This window comes from Acrocarpospora pleiomorpha (assembly GCF_009687885.1).
GTDB classification, from domain to species: domain Bacteria; phylum Actinomycetota; class Actinomycetes; order Streptosporangiales; family Streptosporangiaceae; genus Acrocarpospora; species Acrocarpospora pleiomorpha.
Genome location: NZ_BLAF01000046.1, coordinates 1 through 20289, shown reverse-complemented (window position 1 = coordinate 20289; position 20289 = coordinate 1). Strand labels below are relative to the sequence as shown.

7 protein-coding genes are annotated in these 20289 nt (G+C 66.1%); 3 read left to right on the top strand and 4 right to left on the bottom strand.

All coding sequences use genetic code 11. From position 1 onward, the window contains the following. Positions 1–11 precede the first annotated feature (11 nt). Positions 12–13013, top strand: a complete 13002-nt coding sequence (locus tag Aple_RS33560) for a hemopexin repeat-containing protein (RefSeq protein ID WP_155348751.1) — start codon at positions 12–14, stop codon at positions 13011–13013. A 474-nt stretch (positions 13014–13487) separates the two neighbouring features. Further along, the gene (locus Aple_RS52890; RefSeq protein ID WP_174889912.1) at positions 13488–14807 is read left to right on the top strand and encodes a T3SS effector HopA1 family protein; all 1320 of its coding nucleotides are present in this window, start codon (positions 13488–13490) and stop codon (positions 14805–14807) included. A gap of 60 nt (positions 14808–14867) precedes the next feature. On the opposite strand, the gene Aple_RS52350 is transcribed toward Aple_RS52890, so the two are convergent. Further along, the gene (locus Aple_RS52350) at positions 14868–15293 is read right to left on the bottom strand and encodes a BBE domain-containing protein (protein ID WP_170321779.1); all 426 of its coding nucleotides are present in this window, start codon (positions 15291–15293) and stop codon (positions 14868–14870) included. 471 nt (positions 15294–15764) lie between these two features. On the opposite strand from Aple_RS52350, the gene Aple_RS33545 reads away from it, so the two are divergent. Further along, entirely contained in the window at positions 15765–16712 is a 948-nt protein-coding gene (locus tag Aple_RS33545) for a hypothetical protein (RefSeq protein ID WP_155348749.1), read from the top strand. On the opposite strand, the gene Aple_RS33540 is transcribed toward Aple_RS33545, so the two are convergent. The 3 genes from Aple_RS33540 to Aple_RS33530 form a co-directional block, all read right to left on the bottom strand. Next, the gene (locus tag Aple_RS33540; RefSeq protein ID WP_155348748.1) at positions 16709–17161 is read right to left on the bottom strand and encodes a very short patch repair endonuclease; all 453 of its coding nucleotides are present in this window, start codon (positions 17159–17161) and stop codon (positions 16709–16711) included. The genes Aple_RS33545 and Aple_RS33540 overlap by 4 nt on opposite strands. A gap of 28 nt (positions 17162–17189) precedes the next feature. Continuing rightward, a complete protein-coding gene (locus Aple_RS33535) occupies positions 17190–18002 on the bottom strand; it encodes a GIY-YIG nuclease family protein (RefSeq protein WP_218038619.1) in 813 nt (270 codons plus the stop codon). 71 nt (positions 18003–18073) lie between these two features. After that, positions 18074–19252, bottom strand: a complete 1179-nt coding sequence (locus Aple_RS33530; RefSeq protein WP_246264963.1) for a DNA cytosine methyltransferase — start codon at positions 19250–19252, stop codon at positions 18074–18076. Between the last annotated feature and the right edge of the window lie 1037 nt (positions 19253–20289).

Genomic DNA, 20289 nt, shown 5'->3' with positions numbered 1-20289 from the left:
GACAATGCCGCGTGCGAAGCGATGCCTCATTACCCAGTTACGAACGACTCTTCGGAGAACTCGACTTCAGGGAAGGCGATGAGGCACGGTCGGTCTACTCGCCGGCCGCCTACCTCAATGACCTGCTCAAACTGCTGCAGGAAACGTTCGACGACACCTCGCTGCTGCGGCGCAGGCCCGATCTCGGGCGCATCCCTCTGGACGCGAAGAACACCTTCACGCTCACCGCGTACCTAGACATCGTCAACGAGGTGCTGGAGGCGCTCGTCGGCGACGCGCCGTACGAGAAGCTGAACGAGCTGAAACACCCGTTCGGGCTGCCGTTCTCGTTACGAAACGCGCGGCTGGCCACCTACCTGCGCCACTTGGACATCGACCCGGTCGAGTTCTACCGGCTGTTCGCGGCGCGAGTGGACCGGGACATGGTCGCCCGCGAGTACCTCAGGTTGACGCCGGGGGACGTCGAGATGGTCACCACCGTGCGCGCCGACGACCTCGCGGGGGTCTACGGCCTCGCGCCGGGGGAGACCACGGCCGTGCTCGCCGACGTGGAGCGGTTCCTGGCCGCCACCTCGATGACCGGTGCGGAACTACGCGAACTGCTCTACCAGGATCCCCTTCTGGAGCGTTCCCCCGCGACGTTCTTCGTCCACCAGGGCGATCAGGTCGTGACCGTCGCCCCCGACGACCGCACCCTCATCTGGTCCGGCGGCCCGATCCCGGCCGCCTGGTTCGACCGCGCCAACCGTTTCGTACGGCTTGCCCGCCGCACCGGCCTCTCCTTCACCGACCTGGACCTCATCCTCACCTCCTGCTGCGGCAACACCCTCGACACCACCGCCCTGCGCGCCGTGGCCGCCGCCGTGCACCTGCACCGCGTCCACAACCTGCCCTTCGACACGATCGCCGCACTGACCGCCCGCACGCTGCCGGTGACGGTGAACGACGTCCCGATCCCGCCCGGCGACATCCAGAATCCGGACTATCGGCGTCATTTGGCACGATCCATCGACCTGGCCGAGGCCGACATCGCCGAGGTCGTCCGGCGTTTCCGCGACCGCTACGCCGACCCGGACGAGACCAGCCCCTTCGACCGGCCGCTCGGCGAGGACGGGCTCTCGCTGCTGCACCGCGTCGGCCGTCTCGTCGACGCGCTCGGCATCTCGGTATCCGAGCTGTTCGGCGTGCTGGCCGCGCTGGAGGCCGACCCGTCGATCCAGCGCTACACGACCTTCCCCGTCCTGCCGGTGATCGAGCCCGGCACTCACGACTGCCATCGCATCCTGGAGGGCACCGACGCCGCCTCCAGCCTGTGGCTGGCGCAGACGTTGCTGGCGGTCGTCGGCTGGATGCGGACCTGGGGTTTCAGCGGTCAGGAGCTGACCGAAATCCTGGGCGAGCCGGCCAAGGCGGAGGCCGAGGACGAGCAGCTCACGGTGCTGGCCGGGATCAGGGACCGGTTCGAGACGGCCGCGCTGTCGCCCGAGGTGTTCGTCTCCGACCGGTTCGACGAGCGGGCCGCGCAGGTCATCCACGACGTGCTCATCTCCTACGAGGACGGTGTCGTCTCCCCGCGCGACGCCCGGATGCTCCGGCTCGACCGGGCGAAGGCGACAACCGCGGCCTGTGACGCGGTCGCCGATCTCGCCGTGCTGACCCGGGAGGACTTCCTGGGTCTTGGCCTGGACGAGCGGCTGGCCACGAAGATCTTCACCAACCTGGTCATCTCCGGGCTCCTGCAGGCGGACGGCCTGCTCACCATCGACAGCGTGCCCGACGGGCTGGTGCTCTCCAGCGACTTCGACGCGCTGGCGGCCGACCTCTTCGCGGATCTGGCCGGGCTCGACGGCGGGTTCTACCCCTCCGACCTGGCCACCCTCCTGCCCGACCTGACCGAGGCCGAGCAGGCCGAGCTGTACGACAACCTGATCTACCACGGCTACCTCGACGAATCCGGCGAGATGCTCGACCCGGACTTCTTCGCCGACCCCGGCAACATGGAGCTGTTCACGGCCAGCGCCGCCCTCGACGACGTGACAGCCGACGTGCTGGCCGTGCTCCAGGAGCGCGTCGACGGCTTCCGGCAGGCCGACATCCCGCTCGACCCGGGGATCTTCGCGGAGCTGCGGCTGACCGAGACCCAGCTGGCCGCGCTCACCGAAAGCCTGCGCTTCAACGGCATCCTCGACCAGCACGACAAGATCGCCATCGCGGCGCTGGACGTGGCCGAAATCGGCGTGGCGCTGGAGTTCTACCCGATGCGCCGCCCCATCCTGGACGCGCTGAAAGGCCAGGTCGCCGCCACCAAGGCGGAGCTGTACACGTTCACGCCCGGCGACTTCGCCGAGGCCGCCGACGACGTGATGGGGCAGCGGGTCGCCGCCCGGCTCGACGGCACGGTCACCGAGGGAGGCCGGATCCGCGAGGAGGTCAGGGAGCTCTTCACCGACCCGGAGGGCTGGCTCGACCTCGGCGACGGCTTCACCGCGAGCGACGGCACGCTCGTGTACCGGCGGATCGTGTCGATCATGGCCGGGCAGGCGCCGTACCGGCTGGATCTGGCGGCGGTCACCGAGCTGGGCTTCGACGACGAGGAGCGGGCCCTGCTCGTCGGCATGCTCGTCGACGCCGGGCATCTCGACGAGGCGCTGGCCGTGCCGGAGGGCCGGCTGGCCTACTTCCGGACCATCACCAACGCGCTCGACTTCACGCTGCCCAGCGTCGAGGACTACAACAAGGACGTCTTCTTCCTGCTGCACGCCGTCGCCAAGGAATTCGCCGCCGGCGTCGCCGAGGTCGTCGACCGCCTCGACGAGCTGGCCGCCCGGCAGCGCCGGGCCGTGCTCACGGTGCTGCAGGACGTGTTCGGGGTGTCCGCCCCCGCCCTCGAAGCCATCTGTACGGCGGTCACGCCGGACGCGCTCGACATCCTCGTGGCCCCCGCGCTCACCGAATCCGCCATCGCCGACGATCCGCACTTCCGCCGCTCCTACCGGCGGATCCGCCGCTTCGCCCGGCTGGCCGGAAAGTTCGGCCTGGACGCCACCGAGATCGGCGTGGCCTTCCACGACCAGGATCTGGCGGGCAAGTTCCCCGAGCCACTGGCCCTACCGCCTGGCGTCGACCGTTTCGACGCCCTGCTGACCGGCTGGGACGGCAAGATCTACCTGTTCCAGGGCCAGAGCTATTGGGTCTACTCGGCCACCACGTACACGCTGGCGGATCCCCGGCAGAAGCCGCTCACCGAGCTGTCCCCCCGGTTCGGGGGGCTGGCGGGGATAGATGCCGCCTTCGTCCAGCCCGAGGGCGCCGAGTGGATCATCGGCCGGGGCATCGACGGGGTCTCACGGGCGTTCGTCCGGCTCCCCAAAGAGACCCGCTGGGCGGCCAAGGAGCAGATCTGGGGCAAGGTCAGGAACAACTTCGCCGAGCCCAAGCGGATCGACAGCGCCTTCGTCGACGTCGAAGGCCGGACCTACCTGTTCTGCGGCGATCAGTATCTGCGCTACTCGGGATCGGACTATTCGGTCGCCGACGAGGGCTACCCGCGCGCGATCACCGAGTGGTGGGAGGGCGACACGCCGCTGCCCGACGCGTTCCGTAAGGCTGTGGACGCGTCCTTCCAGGGCCGCGACGGCCGCACCCACCTGTTCACCGGTGAAAGGTGGCTTTCGGTCGGCGACACCGAGCAGCCCCTGGTCGAGCGGTGGGGGCGGCTGCGCAACACGTTCGCAACCGCGGAACGCATCGACGCGGCCTACGCCGACGGCTCCGGTTACCTGCTGTTCGCCGGGAACCAGGTCGTCCGCTACACCGACAGCCTGGAGAACGACGGAGTCAGGGTCGCCGACGGCTACCCGAAGCGGATCGAGGCGTGGCGGCCGGACGTGCCGGTCGAGTTCGAGGGCGCGGTCGAGGCCGCGTTCGCCGACGCCTCCGGAACCGTGCACCTGTTCAAGGACGGCAAGACGGTCGCGCTGGGCGTGACCGGCGGCTCGGTGGAGCCGACCGCCGAGCGGTGGGGAGTGCTCGCGCCGGTCCTGCCGAGCGGCACCGTCGACGCCGCGTTCGTCGGGCTGGACGGCAAGACCTACCTGTTCAGTGGCGACCGCTACCTGCGTTACTCCACGGCCGACTACTCGGTGGTGGATCTCGGCTACCCGCGCGGGATCGCCGGGGACTGGGGCGGCCTCGACCGGGTGGACGCCGCGTTCGTGATGGACGGCGCGACCCACCTGTTCGGCCCGGTCGGCCAGATCCTCGACCTGCCCGCCGACTACGAGGCCGAACTCGCCTCCGGACGGCTGTCGCCCGCGCTGCGTCGCCGCCTCGCCGAGCACGGCGTCACCGTCGCCGCCGACGCGCCCGTCACCGGCCAGTCGCCGCAGTGGCAGGTCACGGCCAGCGGGCCGATCCAGCTCACCATCCGCCGCGCCGGCGAGCGCATCAAGGTGTACGGCGACGACACCCCCTTCTACGTGCGCTACTCCACCAGGAACTACACGGTCCCCGACGTCGGCTACCCGAAGCCGCTGGCCGACAACTGGTGGAACCTGCCCGTGACGCTGGCCGACGACCCCGGCTTCGCCCGCATCGACGCCGTGTTCACCGGCCGCGACAACCAGACGTGCCTGTTCTCCGGGGACCGTTTCGTGGTGTTCGACACCCGGCACCGCTGGTGGTCGGAGCCGCGCACGCTGCGCGACCGCTGGGACAGCATCCCGTTCACGAAGGTGGACGCCGCGTTCGTCGGCAAGGACGGCAAGACGTACGTGTTCTCGGGGGAGCGGTATGTCCGCTACTCCACCGCCGACTACACCCAGGTGGATGATCGTTATCCGGCGACCGTGGCCGCGTTCTGGGGCAATGTCGTCAACGCCATCACCAGGACCGGTCGCGTTGACGCGACGCTGGTCATGGACGCGGTGGAGCTCGTCGACGGCGTCGAGGTGACCCGGACCTACACGTACCTGTTCTCGGGCGACCAGTATGTCCGTTACCAGGGCCACAATTACACGACCGTCGAGAACGGCTACCCGCGCGCGATCTCGGCGCTGTCGGGGGAGCCGAGGCTGGCCGCGCTCAAGACGCCGCTCGATGGTGTCGACGCGGCGTTCGCGGATCGGCGCAACGTCTACCTGTTCCGTGGCGGGCAGTGGCATGTCGTCTCCGACACGCTTTACCGGAAATATGCTGACCTGGATCTTGCCGGGATCTCGTGTGCGTACGTCGAGAACGGCGCGGTCCTCGTCGAAGGCCCCGGTGGATGGCGCAGGCAGTCCGCGCTGGAAGGGCCCGCCGGGTCCACGCCGGTACGGCCGCTGGCGCTGCGCACGGTGCCCGCCGAGTTCCGGTCCGGCCTGGACGCGGTGCTGACCGGCGCGGACGGCACGACCTACCTGTTCAAAGGCCCGTCCTGCTACAACACCCGCATCAACCGCGACTACCCGCTCACCGAGGAGTGGGGCCGACCGCGTAACACGATTTATCAGGACAACGTGGTGGATGCCGCGTTCGTGGGTCGGGATGGGAAGACCTATCTGTTCAGTGGCGACCAGTTCGTCACGTACAGCACGAGCGCCGACACCATCGACGGCGAGCCGCGGACGATCAGCGAGCACTGGGGTGGGCTGGAGAGCGTCGCGCTCGCCTACGTCAGGAACGGCGTCACCTACCTCTTCGAGCACGCCGACGAGACCGGCATGATGCGACATGTCGTCTACACCGGCGAGGACGGCCCCTACGGGGAGCCCGACCCCGGCTACCCCGCCGCGGCGGACGAGACGTTCTGGAAGGCCCCCGACGGTTTCCCCGCGCCCGACGCCGTGCTGTTCGAGGGCGACACGATGCTCCTGCTCAGCGGCGAACGCTGCGTGCAGTTCAGCGAGGCCACCGGCCAGTGGTCCTACCCGCGCCCGACCGAGCGCATCTGGCGTGGCTTCGGAAGGGGCCTGGAGCCCGGCGACGGCCTGCGCGCCGCGTTCACGGCTCTCGACGGCGCGACGTATTTCTTCTTCGCCGAGCAGTACGCCCGCTACGCCGACCGAGCATTCGGCCCACTAACCCCAATCCGGGAACGCTGGGGCAAGTCGGTCAACCCCTTCGTCCCCGACGACGGCACCGGCACGGTCGACGCCGCGATCGTCTTCGGCGACAACACGACGTTCCTGTTCTCAGGCAGCCAGTACGTCCGATACACCGGCACCGAATACCGCTACGTGGACCCCGGCTACCCGAAGGCGATCGCGGCCAACCTGCGCGCCGAACCCGCGTTCGCCAACCTGACCGAGGCGTTCGAGGACGCCGTCGCCGACCGGGGCACCGGCAAGGTGCTGGACGCGGCGGTCGCCAACGGCCGCACGGCCTACCTGGTGGTGGGCGGCGCACTCCATGCCGTCTCCCGCACATCGACGGCGACCTACGGGATCGACGTCGTCGGCCGGGTCCGCAACACGATCGCCGACCGGCGGAAGGTCGACGCCGCGCTGGTCCGCGACAAGTACACGTTCCTGTTCTCCGGCGACCAGTACGTGCGGTATTCGGGCACCGAGTACACCTACGTGGACGAGGGCTACCCGCGCACGATCGCCCCTTCCCTGGCCGCCGAACTCGGCCTCACAACATTGCCCGAAGAGTTCGAGGACGGCCTCGACGCGGCCTTCCGCGCCGCCGACGGACGCGTCTACCTGTTCAAAGGCACCCAGTTCCTCGTCGGCGACTCCGTCCAACCGGTGACCTCCCTCTGGGGAAAGATCCGCAACGAGTTCACCGCAAGCCCCACCATCGACGCCGCGTTCATCTCCCCCACCGGCGAGCTGTACGCCTTCCGCGCCGGCCAGTACATCCGCTACCGCCCCGGCGTACTCGACCTCGTCGAAGAGGGATACCCCCGAACCATCAAGGACGACTGGGGCGACCTCCCCGCTTCCTTCGAAGCCGGAATCACCGGCGCTTTCGTCCTGGAAGGCGCCACCTACCTCACCAAGGACGACCAGTACGTCCGCTACACCAGCCGCTACGACGTCCTGGACCGGACCTTCCCGCAGGCATTCCGTCACCGCTGGTCCGACACCGCCGACTACCGCCTGAGCGACGTGCACACCATCGTCCGATTCGCCGACCTGGCCAGGACTCGCCCAGGCTTGGCCGCTTTGCTCGGGGAGGGCGCCGCAGACCCGTACGAGCGACTGGCCGGGCTCTTCGGCTGGGACGTGGACGAGCTGCGCTGGGTCAAGCGCAACGCGGGGGCGCTCACCGAGTTCCCGCTGGAAGAAGAGCGCTTCGAGATCGAGTTCGTGCTCAAGCTGGTCGAGGTGTTCGCGCTCGCCGCGAAGGCGGGAACCGGGCCATCCCTGCTCTATCCGGATGTGTGGACACGCGTGTGGTCCCGTACCGACCTGGACGGGGCGGCGGACGCGCTGCTGCGCCTGCTGGAACGCAAACACAGCCCGGAAGCCTGGCTGATTCTCTCCAAGACCATCCACGACGAGCTCAATGTGCTCAAACGCGACGCCCTGCTGCCCGCCGCGCTACACCTGCACCCCGACATCCAGACGGCCAGAGAGCTCTACGAGCACCTGCTCGTAGACGTCGAGATGGGTTCGGTCGCCACCACCTCGCGCGTCCGTGAGGCCATCGCCGCCACCCAGCTCTACCTGCACCGCTACCTGCTCGACCTGGAACAGGTGACCCCGCCGTTCGGCGTGGACGAGGAGGAGATCAGGCAGAAGATCAGAACCTGGTGGTCGTGGCTGAAGAACTACCGGATCTGGGAGGCCAACCGGAAGGTCTTCCTCTACCCGGAGAACTACATCCGCCCCGAACTCCGCGACACCAAGACTCCGGCGTTCGAGGAGCTGGAGAACGACCTGCTCCAGGGTGAGATCAACGCCGAGTCGGTGCAGCGCGCCTACAAGCGTTACCTCGACGAGTACACCGAGGTGTCCCGGCTGGCCATCGCGGGCGCCTACGTCTACAGCGAGGACGGCGCCCCCGCCAACACCCGCCGCCTGGTGCTGTTCGGCCGGACCAGGACCGAGCCGCGCCGCTACTACTACCGGGAAGCCGAGTTCCGCGACGGCGAGCGGCTGTCCGCGACGTGGGAGCCGTGGCTGAAGGTCGACACCCAGATCGAGGCCGAGCGGGTCGACCCCGTGCACGCGTTCGGCCGGGTGTTCGTCTTCTGGACGGTCGTCGAGACCATTCCGCCGGAGAACACCGGCGCCACCACCATCGTCACGAAAGTGGACGGCGACAAGCAGAACGTCGCCGCGCCGCCGCCCAAGTACCGGGTCCGGATCTCCTACTCCTTCTACAACCTGAACCAGGAGTGGGTGGCCGCCCAGGTGCTGCCCTTCGGCCCGGCGGAAGACGGACCGATCAGCGACGTGCGCCTGTTCGTGCAGGCGTCCGCCACTCTCTCCGGCGACACCCACGACTCCATCGTGGTCACCTGCAGCTACACGGTGGCCACCGCGTCCGGGCCGGTCTCCCGCCAGGTCGCGTTCGCGCTCACCCCCGAGCTGTACGCGGTGCCGGTGCCCCCCGCCGTCGAACCGCCCAGGATCATCGAGCTGTCGAGGATCTTCAAGGAGCCGGTCGAGGACAGGACCCTGGTCCGTTTCAACACCCCCGCCAAGTCCACCGACGGCCCCTGGTTCAGCGTTGACCACAAGGGCGGCAGCCTGCTCTGCCGGCCGATCCTCGTCAACCCGGGCGACGACCCTCCCGTACTGGACCTGAAGGGCAACAGCCACCGCCTGCCCGCCTGGGAGCGCGTCGACGCCGCCTTCGAACTCCCCGATGGCACCCGTTACTTCTTCGACAACCTCGCCCAGCAGTTCCTGGTCACCAAGACCAAGGGCAAGCTGAACACCACCAAGGAGTCCACCCCGGCCCGGTGGGGCGTCATCAGAAACGGGCTCACGTCGACCGGAATCGTCGACGCGGTGCTCGTACGCAAGGACTACACCTACCTCTTCTCCGGCCACGAGTACTACCGCTACCGGGGCGGACGGCCGTTCGGTCCGGTCGACCCGGGCTACCCGAAGGCCATCGAATCCAACACCGAGGACCTGCCGCGCTGGTCCAGGATCGACGCCGCGTACACGGCGGCCAACGGCACCGAGTATTTCTTCTCCCACGAGCGCGACGGCTACGTCGAGTCGGGCGCGCTCGACCAGCTCAAGCCGGTCAAGGACAAGTGGGCGGTTCCCTCCAAGTCCCGCGTCGACGCCGTGCTCGTGCGGCGCAACCAGCTGTTCGTGTTCTTCGGCGAGCACTACCTGCGCTACTCGGGTGAGGGCCGCGCCGACGAGGGCTACCCGAAGCGGCTCGCCGACAACGAGGACGGGCTGCCGCGCTGGCAGCGCATGGGCGCGGCCGTCAACTACCGCAACACGCCTTACTACTTCGACAACTCCGACGGCAGTTACGTCGTGCAGGGGTCCGGCGGTCTTGAACGGCCGCAACCGAGCCGTGAGCTCGGTCGTATCCCGACCGCGATCACGCGCACGGGGTCTGTCGACGCCGCGTACCTCTCCAACGGGTACCTGTATCTGACCAGCGGTGAGGAGTATGTCCGCTATACGGTCGGCGGCGACGGGGTCATCCCTGACGCCATCGACGGCGGTTACCCCAAGACGCTGACCCGCCGGGTGAAGGCCGTCTTCCAGCGTGGTGACGTCCGGTATGTGTTCAGCGGCGGTCACTACGCGATGCTCGAAGGGTCCCAGGAGCTCGACACGCTGAAGCCGCAGTCGTTCGTCGGCATCGGTGACAACTGGCGCGGGCTGCCGCCCGACTTCCAGACCCGGTTTACGGGCGCGCTGGACTCCCCGGGCGAGCTCTACCTGTTCCTCGGCGATCGTTACGTGGCCAATTCCAAGAGCGCGTCGGTGCCCCGGCCATACGAGTTCGCCAACCTGCCGCACGAGATCGTGCGGCTCACCTCCAGCACGGCTTTCGAGCTCAACAGGAAGCTGCTCACGCGCGGGGTGCCCGCCCTGCTCGCCCCAGAGACACAGGAGATCAACGAGCTACCCGCGTTCCGGCGGACCGGCTCCGCCGACGCCACCACGATCCTGGTCCAGCCCTGGGTCGCGGACGTGCCCGCCAGCTCGCATCTCGACTTCCAGAGCCCGAGCGGACGCTACTACTGGGAGATCTTCTTCCACGCGCCGCTGCTGATCGCGCAGGCGCTCAACGCGGCTCAGCGCTTCGAGGACGCCCGGCAGTGGTACGAGTACGTCTTCGACCCCACCGAGCAGGACAGATACTGGCGCTTCCTGCCGTTCCTCGCGGTCGACGTTCGGGCACTGGTCGCGGCGTGCAGGGCTGACCTGGAAGCGCTCGGTGGGCAGGCCGCCTCCGTGGCCGGGGTCCTGACCGAGGTACTGAACGACGTGGAGACCGTCGCCCCGGCGTTCGAGCAGGCCCGCCCGCTCACCTCGCAGGAAGCCACGATGCTCGCCACGCTGGCCACGACCAGGCTGAACACCATCGAAGGCCAACTCATCGCCCTGCCCGCATTGCAGGAGAAGACCAGCATGCTGGGGCGGCTCTACCGGCAGTACGAGTTGATGGGGGACCGGGAGGCGCTGCTCAAGGCGTACCTGGACGATCCGTTCGATCCGCACGCGATCGCCGAGTTGCGGCCGACGGCCTACCGGCGGGCGGTCGTGATGGCCTACATCGACAATCTGCTCGACTGGGGCGACATGCTCTTCCGGCAGTACACGATGGAGAGCATCGACGAGGCGCGGATGCTCTACATCTTCGCCTACGACCTGCTGGGGCAACGCCCGGAGGGCATCGGGACGCGTACGCTGCCCGCCACCCTCACCTACGACGAGCTGTGCCGCTGGGAAGGGGGAGAGAACCCCTACGCGGAACGGGTGAGCGCGGGCGGGACCATGCTCGACGGCATGGGCGCCATCCACGGCAGCGTCGCCAACTCCTACTTCTACATCCCCGACAACACCCTGCTGGAGGACTACTGGACCCGGGTCGAGGACCGGCTGCGCAAGATCAGGCAGTCGCTCAACATCCTGGGTGTCAGCCAGCCGCTGCCGCTGTTCGAGCCGCCGGTGGACGTGATGGCGCTGGTCCGGGGCGCAGCCGCCGGGCTCACCCCCGACCAGGTCACGGCCGGGCTGGCGGTGGCGGTGCCGCACTACCGGTTCTCGTTCCTGCACCGGAAGGCGCAGGACCTGGTCGATCGGCTGCGCCAGTTCGGCAACGATCTGCTCGGCGTGCTGGAACGGCGGGACAACGAGGAGCTCACCCTGCTCCAGAACCGGCAGGAAGGGACGATCTACGCGCTGACCCGCGGGATCAGGGAGGCGCAGGTCAAGGTCGCCACCGAGAACCTGGCGGAGGCGGAGACGTCGCTGGCGCAGGCGAAGACGCGGGCTCGCTACTACGAGGATCTGATCGCGGCCGGGCTCACGTCGCTGCAGCAGGCCCAGATCGACACGATGACCGCCGCCGCGATCTCGCACTTCGTCTCCAGCGGCCTCAAGATCGGCTCGGCGATCGCGTTCGCGCTGCCCCAGATCCTGGCGGGGCCGTTCATCATGGGCACCGAGATCGGTGGCGAGCAGGTGGGCGAGGCGCTCGACAAGGGCGCCGAGGTCGCCGAATCGCTCGGCGAGGCGCTCAGCGTGCTGGGTGAGCTGTACGGGGTGCGGGTCGAGCAGGAGCGGCAGGAAGGTGACTGGAAATATCAGCTCATGATGGCCGAGTCCGACATCGTGCAGCTGGGGCATCAGGTCGCCGGGGCCGAGCATCAGGTCGCGATCGCGCAGCGCGAGCTGGAGATCATCAACCAGGAGATCGCCCACAACAAGGCGGTCGCGTCGTTCCTCACCGACAAGTTCACCAACGCCCAGCTTTATCAGTGGATGTCGGGGCGGTTGTCGGGGCTGTTCTTCCAGTCGTACAACATGGCCCACGAGATGGCGAAGTCCGCCGAACGCGCGTACCAGTACGAGCGGGGTGTCAACGACGCCTTCATCCAGCCGGTCTACTGGGAGAGCCGTCGCAACGGCCTGCTCGCGGGTGAGACCCTCAGCGTCGACCTGGAACGGCTCGGCAAGGCGTACGTCGACAACGACAGCAGGGGACTGGAGATCACCAAGCGGGTGTCGCTGCTGCAACTCGACCCGCTCGCCGTGCTCGCGCTCCGGAACGAGGGTCGCTGCGAGTTCGCGTTGACCGAGGCGCTGTTCGCCCGCGACTTCCCCGGGCACTACCGGCGCAGGATCAGGACCCTGTCGGTCAGCTTCGACGGGTACGAAGGGCCGCTCGGCGTCAACGCCACCCTCACCCAGATCGGCCACAAGACGGTCCTGTCGGCCGACCCGAAGGCCGCCAAGTTCCTGCTCGACGCGAAGGGCACCCCGCCCGCGTCGGTACGCGCCGACTGGCGGCCCAGCCAGCAGATCGCCCTGTCCGACCTGGAGGAAGGCCGGGACAACAACGGGCTGTTCGAACTCCGCTACGACGACGACAGGTATCTGCCGTTCGAAGGAACCGGGGCGGTGTCCACCTGGCGGCTGGAGGCGGCGGGGCGGCATCCCGATCTGTTCGACGTCACCATCGTCGTGAAGTACACGGCGGAGCAGGGTGGCGACGTGTTCGGGAACGCGGTGAAGGGGATGCTGAAGCCGTACTCGGCGGCGCGGTATGTGGACGTGGCCGGGGAGTTCCCGCAGGAGTGGACGGAGTTCCTCGAAAGCGAGGACGGGACGCTGGTGCTGCCGTTGGTGCCGGAGATGTTCGCCAACATGAGTGGGCGGCAGATCACGGGCATCTATCCGACGTACGAGCTGGTCGAGGGGGGTGCGGCCCGGTTCCTGCTCAACGGGGACCAGCGCCTGGCCCTCGACGACGGCAAGCTGCTCCGCACGCCCGGCCTCAGCGTCGGCGGGCCCACCTGGGCTCTGGTCGTGGAAGGCGATCGGGAAGCCCTCGTGAATGTCGGCCTGATTCTCCAGTACCGCGCGCAATAGGCACCCGGGACGGGACAGATGCACAAGAAGAAACCGGCGAAATCCAAGAGTCCGGACAAGCCTGACGAGTCTGGATCGTCCACGCCGTCGACCACGACTGCGGCGAAGACGACACCCCCCAAGGTTTCGCCGAAGCCAACCAAGAAGGTGACCTTCACGACCCCGGCCCCTCGGTCGCAGCTACTGCCTCCTAGGCCCACCACTGCCGGGTCTGCCCCGGTCAAGCCCGACACCGTCAAGCCCGCCGCTGCCGGGTCCGACCCGGTTAAGCCCACCCCCGCCAAGCTCACGGGGTCCACCACGCCGACGCCGGGCGTTGCCAAGACGCCCGCGTTGGTGGTCCCTCGCAAACCACTGCCTACCGTGCCTGCTCAGGCAAAGCCGACTCCGACGGGGACACTCTCCAGCAAGCCTCTTCCACCCATACCGGCCCCCGCGAAGACCCAAACCCTGGTCCCGGCCAAGCTGACGGTCATGAAACCGCCGCCACCGGGGGATCCGCTCACCACCACCGGGGGCACCCTGCTCAAGGCACCGGCCAAGTCGGACTCACCGCCGCCGCTCAGCCGGACACCCCTGCCGAGAATCACGATCCCCACCCAACGATTCACCTCCGATCGGGCGGCCTCCCCGACCGGAGCCTCCGCACTGTCCAAGACCAAACGCGGCCAGGGCTACGTGGACGACGCGGTGCGCCGCAGGCTCAACGACGAACGCGACATGCTCTTCTTCGTCGATCTCTACAACCGCTGGTACGACGACAAGGGCAACCTCAAGCCGCTCGCCCACAACAGCACGCGCCAGAAAGAGATCTACTCCATGATGGGCCTCGGCGGTGTCGGCTATCTCGAGGACGCCATCACGCTCAAGGAGTTCCGCGAATTCGCCGGCGGGGGCAAAGGAACTTACTCGGTCCGGCAGCAGAGCACCGACAGGTACCCGCGCTGGAATGACGCGCTGACGGCGGGCGACTACTTCTACGTCGACAACCGGAAGTACCCCCCGAAATGGGATGATCTCGCATGGACTGAGTCCATCAAGAACCGGACCCGGCGCCTCATCGTCAATGTACGGTCGCAGGGCGCGGGGCTACGTGCCGCGGACGCCCTGACCAGGCTGATCGGCGACCCGGTCGTCGGCCCCAACTTCTACCAGTTCAAGGTCTTCCTCTCCACCACGCCCCAACCCGAGCGCAACATCAAGAACGACAAGCTGGTGGTCTACTACATCGTCGGCCCCGACAGCGCGGACGGCGCCGACGTCGTCGGCGACCAACTCGTGGCCGCCATGACCAGCGTGCTCGAGGCAGCTGACGCCGACCCGGCCACCAGCCCGTTCTACTCCACGGTGACCACTCCCATCTCCTGGGCGGAGGAGGCGGAGGACTACCTCACCGGCTACACCGGCAAGAGCTTCACCCAAACCCGCTCAATGATCATTGCCGGCGTAATCAACAACACCCCTCACGTCGGCGACGCCGCCCAACTGGCCTTCCACATCCTCCTCGCCTTCGAGGACAAGGGCGTCAGCGCCCCCAGCCGCCACCGCCACACCGGCAGAACCGGCCCCACCGGCCCCACAGGAATCACCGCACCCAGCGAAACCCTGACCACCACGACCACAGAAAGCCTCAGCACGACAACCTCAGATCCAACCGCCACCCTCACCACCACAACCACGACGCCGCCACCCCCGAGCACCACCACCACAACGACGTCGAGTCCCACAACAACCACCACAACCCAGCAGTCCGGCACCGGCGTCGGTCCGCCGCCGACCGAATCCGGCGTCTGACGTCCAGGCTGACCGAACATGATCGCGAATGTGGCCGGGGAGATCCCCGGCCACTGCGGATCATCCAGCCGGGGGCACATTCTGGTTGAGCCGGAAGACGTTCTCCGGGTCCCACCTCCGCTTGACCTCGGCCAGCGGCTGCGGGTGGAAGAAGCACGGCCACGCTGCGAAGTTGTCGCTCCAATCCCTGTGGGTGGCGAAGCGATGATGGATCCGGCCGGTCGCCGTGTCGTACAGCTGGACGGGCCTCTCGGTGACGAGGGCGAGGTTTCGGCCGTCGGGACTGAATTCCCACACGTTGACGTGGACGGGGGAGGGGACGCGATCATCGGCGATCTGGAGGCGCTCCTGTCCTGTCCTCGTGTTCCAGATCCGATCGCCATCGTAGGAACCGGTGGCGAAGGTCCGGCCATCGGGGGTGAACCCACGCTCTCGGCGTAGTACGACGAAATTTGCTGACGCGGATGGCTGGTGGCCACGTCCCACAGCCAGACAGTGCCGCTGATCGCGCTTACAGCGGCGAAAGTCCGGCCGACCGGGCTGAACACGGCCGACTGGACATGGTGAGTGGCGTCGGTGAACGGCCACGGACGTCGCTTGCCGGTGGCGACATCCCAGAACGAGAGCCAGGGTACCGACCTCGTGATCCTCGACCCAAACCTCCAGGTCACAGGAGTCATGAAACAGGGCACCTGGATCTCCAAACCCTGAGCTGCCCAGCTTCGGCGAGGACTTCGATGAGCAACTTGGTCGCCGGCATCCCCAGGCGAAGCGTCTGACCGTTCGCAAGTGCGCATTCGCTATGGCGCAGGGGTGACCGAGGCCGCTTATCGCCCCCTGCACAGGCAGCAAGCTGGTCGACTGGTATCTCGAAATGTCGTTCCAGGGGGATAGCATCCGCTTTGCATATATCTGCTTGATCCATGACTGACCTGAGCCCTGGAGACGATCGAGCCAATGGCGATCATCGAGAACCGCCCGACAAAAGACAGCCTTCCTTGCGAACATGTGTTCCCAAAGGATTTGATTGATCCAGTCATCGCGATCATTAAATCTCTCAGCGGCACCCACCCGGAACTTCTCGCTGCAGCTGGCATCGATCCTGATGACTGGTCTCCGCTTCTACGAGCCGCCATCGAGCGCATGCGAGGTTCCTCGGCTGCCGACGAAACTGAAAAACGGAGATTTGTCCATGCAATCCTGCAGTTCTGCCAGGAGCAAGGAACTATCACCAGATGGGAGTTCATTGGCGGCAAAGGCCGCCAGGACTACAAGGTCGAACTCCCTGACGGCACTCTTGTCGCCATCGAGTCGAAGGGGTGTCCCGACGGGAACAACACCACGATCTGGGATCGACCGACGTGGGCGAATGAATTCATCGTCTGGAGCCAGTGTCCAGAAAGTTTGACCAACCCGCCAGGGACCGGGGCGTGGAGCGGCGTCGCCAACCGGCTTCTCCCGGACATTGTCGCCAAGCAGAAGGCAGTGGACGCATTCATCACGTGGGATGGCCGCTGCGGAACGCCTAGGCGTCCATGTCCAAAGGAGTACGGCATTGCCGGGACGTTAAGATCGGGAGCCACCGATCTTCGAGGGCAGTTCGGGCAGGAAGACTGGTTGCCGGCCCCGTGCATCTATCTCCTCCCCCGCTCAGCCCCAACCGTGCCGAACAACACCCAACCCTCAGTTCACACCACGACGACTTGCAGGTTTGCCAGTGCATTGATGAAAGCCTTCGGAATCCCTGCAACCGATATGGAAAAATATGCCCATTCGGCCCACGCCTCGGTTCGCGGAACGTCCAGAGGAACCGAGATTCTAATCAAGACAATCTCTAGGGGATGGCCGGACGGGAACGAACGTTCAAGGTCTTCCGATTGGAAAGACGTGAAGCGGGAGGCTTAATCCCTTCGAGGAGCCGCGACGTCCGGGCGCCTCTGGTGCACGGCATCCACGACCCTTTGGGCGGCCTCCTGAGGGCCCTCATGCTCCCAAATCCGAACGACCACCCAACCGGCTTCGTCCAGGAGCCGGTCAATGTGGGCATCACGCTCGCGGTTCCGGCGCACCTTCTCTGCCCAGTAGGTCGCGTTGGTCACGGCGACGGTGTGATGTTCCGGACATCCGTGCCAGAAGCAGCCGTCCAAGAAGACCGCAACCTTGGCACGGGTGAACACTAGATCCGCCGTACGCCGAACGGTCTTCAAAGGCCGAAAGGCCACCCGATACCTCAAGCCGAGAGCGTGCACTGCCCGCCGCAGAGCGAGCTCGGGTTTCGTGTCGCGACTCTTGTTCGCGCGCATGCTGGCTCTCACAGCCTCGCTGGAGGCCCAGGACTGAGACGCGTTGCTCATCCACCGCATACTACGCCCGCATGCCGGATCACCCTTCCGCGTCTTCGCTCGAGAGCATCTCGTCAGTGTCGGTCGGTCCGCTAGGGTCCGAGAACTCCTGAAGCACCGACCCGACCAGCGCGGGAACATTGATCAGCGAGGCATCCGGCGTATCGCGTCCTTCGACGAAAGCCAAACGCGTCGCGGCAAGATAAGCAAGACGCACCGCCTGGATAACGATCACTCGGCGCAGGCCCGGAGAGACCTCGCCTCTCTCGTGTGCCACAGCCGCAAGTCTGGCCAGGGTCTCAGCGCGCCGGGCGATGCGTGTATCCGGGTGACCACGCTCATTCCGCGCTTCCTGACTGATCAGTTGAAACCGCATCGAAGTCGGGAGCACGATTCGGTCGCCGACCGGGGGGATCTTCTCGTTGAGGATTGCGTGGAACTTAGAGTTCTCAATGGCCTGTAGGTAGGCCGAGTACTCGACGGCGTTCAGGCGTGTTCGTGCCGGCTGATCCTTCTTCGATGCTCCTTCTAATTCCCATAGCGGCCAAATTTCCAGCTCGGCGACTTCGAAAACATCTAAAATGCGCATGGCCACTGCATCGGTTCGCTGATTGGTCAAATGCCGCCGCACACGTACCCGTAACTGCTCGTTGGTCTGCCCGACGTAGATCGGCTCCCCGTCGTAATCGAAGAATGCGTACACACCCCACTGTGCATTGGCCCATAGCCGACCTTGATCGTCCGATGTGTTAAGAGCATCGTCCAATGATTCCCGGAATGCCTTGACCACGGGTGCCGGCAACTCGTTCTTCGCTGGCTTACGACGATTGCCGACGGGGGACTCTCCAACCACTCCGACGCCCTCCTCAACATCGACAAGGATTCGCCATCATACGACCTATACCGGACCCGTCGCGCCCGCCATCATCCGGCCAGCGCCTCGACAAGATCCACAGCCGGTCGGGAAGCCTGCTGGACGAGCGGATAGAGGTAGTGTTCTGCCAACCATGCGACAACGTCGACGCAAACTGCATCGCCGAATCCAAAGAGAGCTTGGTTCCGGCGCAAACGGCTTAGATCGTAGCCTTCGGCTCCCATGAGCTTGCCGTACTCGCTCCCCGTCATCCATCGGACCTGAACCGTTTTGCCGGTCACCTTGACCAGCGCTTGCTTGGAAGATCCACCACGCGCGGTTCGCAGACATCCTGAAATCTCGTCTGCGCGTATCTCCCAGGTTGGCTTTCCCTGGCGAGTACGACGATATGCCGTTCGATACACAGTATTCTCGGACGCAATCAATTCATCCAGACGCGTCCGTTGAATCGGGGAGAGCGAACCCAAGAACGCCGCCGTTCTATTTTCATCCCACCATAGAGGATCGTCAGCGGCAATGACATCTACGTAATCCAAGAGGCCGCTGCTCCGCAACTCACCTAGCTTTGGAAGAACCGCTTGATGCGTACGCAAAGCAGGGTTCTCAAAGATTGGTCGAATTCGAGCAGGGCGGAGAACAGGATCGTCCACACTGGTTGACTCAGGCGGCTCTAGCGCTCCTACCAAGAACAGTCGCGGTCGCGACTGCGGAACGAAGTGCCGAGCGTCAAGCGACAGGACATCCACGGAGTAGCCGAGTTCGTTAAGCGCAGCGACCGCGTCGACCAGGTCTTGACCGCCATGGCTGGTTGCCAGACCACTTACGTTCTCCAGAGCGACGACTGGAGGCAGACGGTTCTCTTCTCGCATCTCCTTGAGAACTCGGATGAACTGCCAGAAAGTTCCCGTATGTTCTCCGTTGAGGCCTCGTCGCCAACCCGCCAAGGACACGTCGATACAGGGGAAGGAGGCCCAGGCCAATGCCACCCGAGGAATTTTCGCAATACGGACTTCAGCGATGTCCCGGCAGAAATAGTGGTCCTTTTTATCCTTGAAGTGACCTTCATACATCTGCTTCTTGTCGCGCTCGATGTCATTGGCCCACGCCACCTTAAAGCCAGCGCGTTCCAAGCCGATCCGGACCAGCCCGATTCCGGCGAAAAATTCTGCGACAGCAGGGGCATGATCGATCTGTTGAGGCTCGACCATTGGTCCACGCGCAAGAGTCACAGGAGTGACCATAGAGCACCCTCCGCCCACCTTGAAGCCGAACGTGCCGAGTGTAGATCACTCAAGCACCTGTACGCACACTTGTTCTATCGGGTCCCACTGACAAAACTCGGCAGTCGAGGCTCCGGCTGATGTAGATCTTCTACGGCGAATGTCGAGCCGAAGCGTCAGCGTCCGCCACGAGATCATGTCCTGCCTGTCCTGTGCTCGCCGCAACCGGTGCCGACATGGCCGGGGTGCAGGCCAGTAGGCAGAGACCATCTGAATTGGCGGCGGTGCGCCCCTGCATCGAATGTTGCTGCGCCTACCAGGACGTCACCGTGTGCGTCACCAACGAATGGACAAACGCGGCATCAATCGTGCAGGGATGGGGGCGCGGGATGCCGGGGCGGAGGTCATGGTCGCTGAGCAACTCTAGGTGACCGAAGAGCTTAAAAGGGATCATCGCGGGTCCCTTTGTGACGGTTGGGTTGGTTGTAGGTTTGGGGCGGAACCCTCCGCGGATGGTGGCTGGCTTCAGCGCTAGGAGACGACGCCCCTGCGGCGGACTCGTTGGCCGTGGTTCACAGGAGTGCGGGTGGGCATACGTCGAGGTCAAGGGGCCAGTTGGGCCTGCGGGAATTGGGGACGCGGGTCGTCGGGTGGGGGTGCCTTTCCGTGGAGGTCCTCTCGGGGCCAGTGGCTGAACGAGGCGGCTTTGCGCGTGCGCTGCTCGTGGACTCGGCCGACCTCGACTGCACCTCGTCAAGCAGTTTTCGGTCTTCTACGATGAGCGCGGCGAGGTTGTCGCCGCCACGGACGATGGGACCGAGCGTCGCTACCAGACGATCTCCACGTGTAAGGCGCATGACTCTGGCAAGGACTCGCCCAACATTCCCGCCGTCAGGACCGGCCACGGGATCGGCGACGATGACAGTGCGGCTGTCAGGGTTGAACATCGCCTGGCCGGTGTGCGCATCGATTCCGGCGGTCAGCAGATGGCGCGCTCGTCCGATCCTGGTATCCCACAGCTACTGCGGTACGGTGCCCCCAGACCT

What these genes read in the sequence shown, in the direction of transcription:
- Aple_RS52890 (WP_174889912.1), top strand. Translation starts at nt 13,488, where the DNA reads ATGAAACCGCCGCCACCGGGGGATCCGCTCACCACCACCGGGGGCACC.
- Aple_RS33540 (WP_155348748.1), bottom strand. Translation starts at nt 17,161, where the DNA reads ATGAGCAACGCGTCTCAGTCCTGGGCCTCCAGCGAGGCTGTGAGAGCC.
- Aple_RS33545 (WP_155348749.1), top strand. Translation starts at nt 15,765, where the DNA reads ATGGCGATCATCGAGAACCGCCCGACAAAAGACAGCCTTCCTTGCGAA.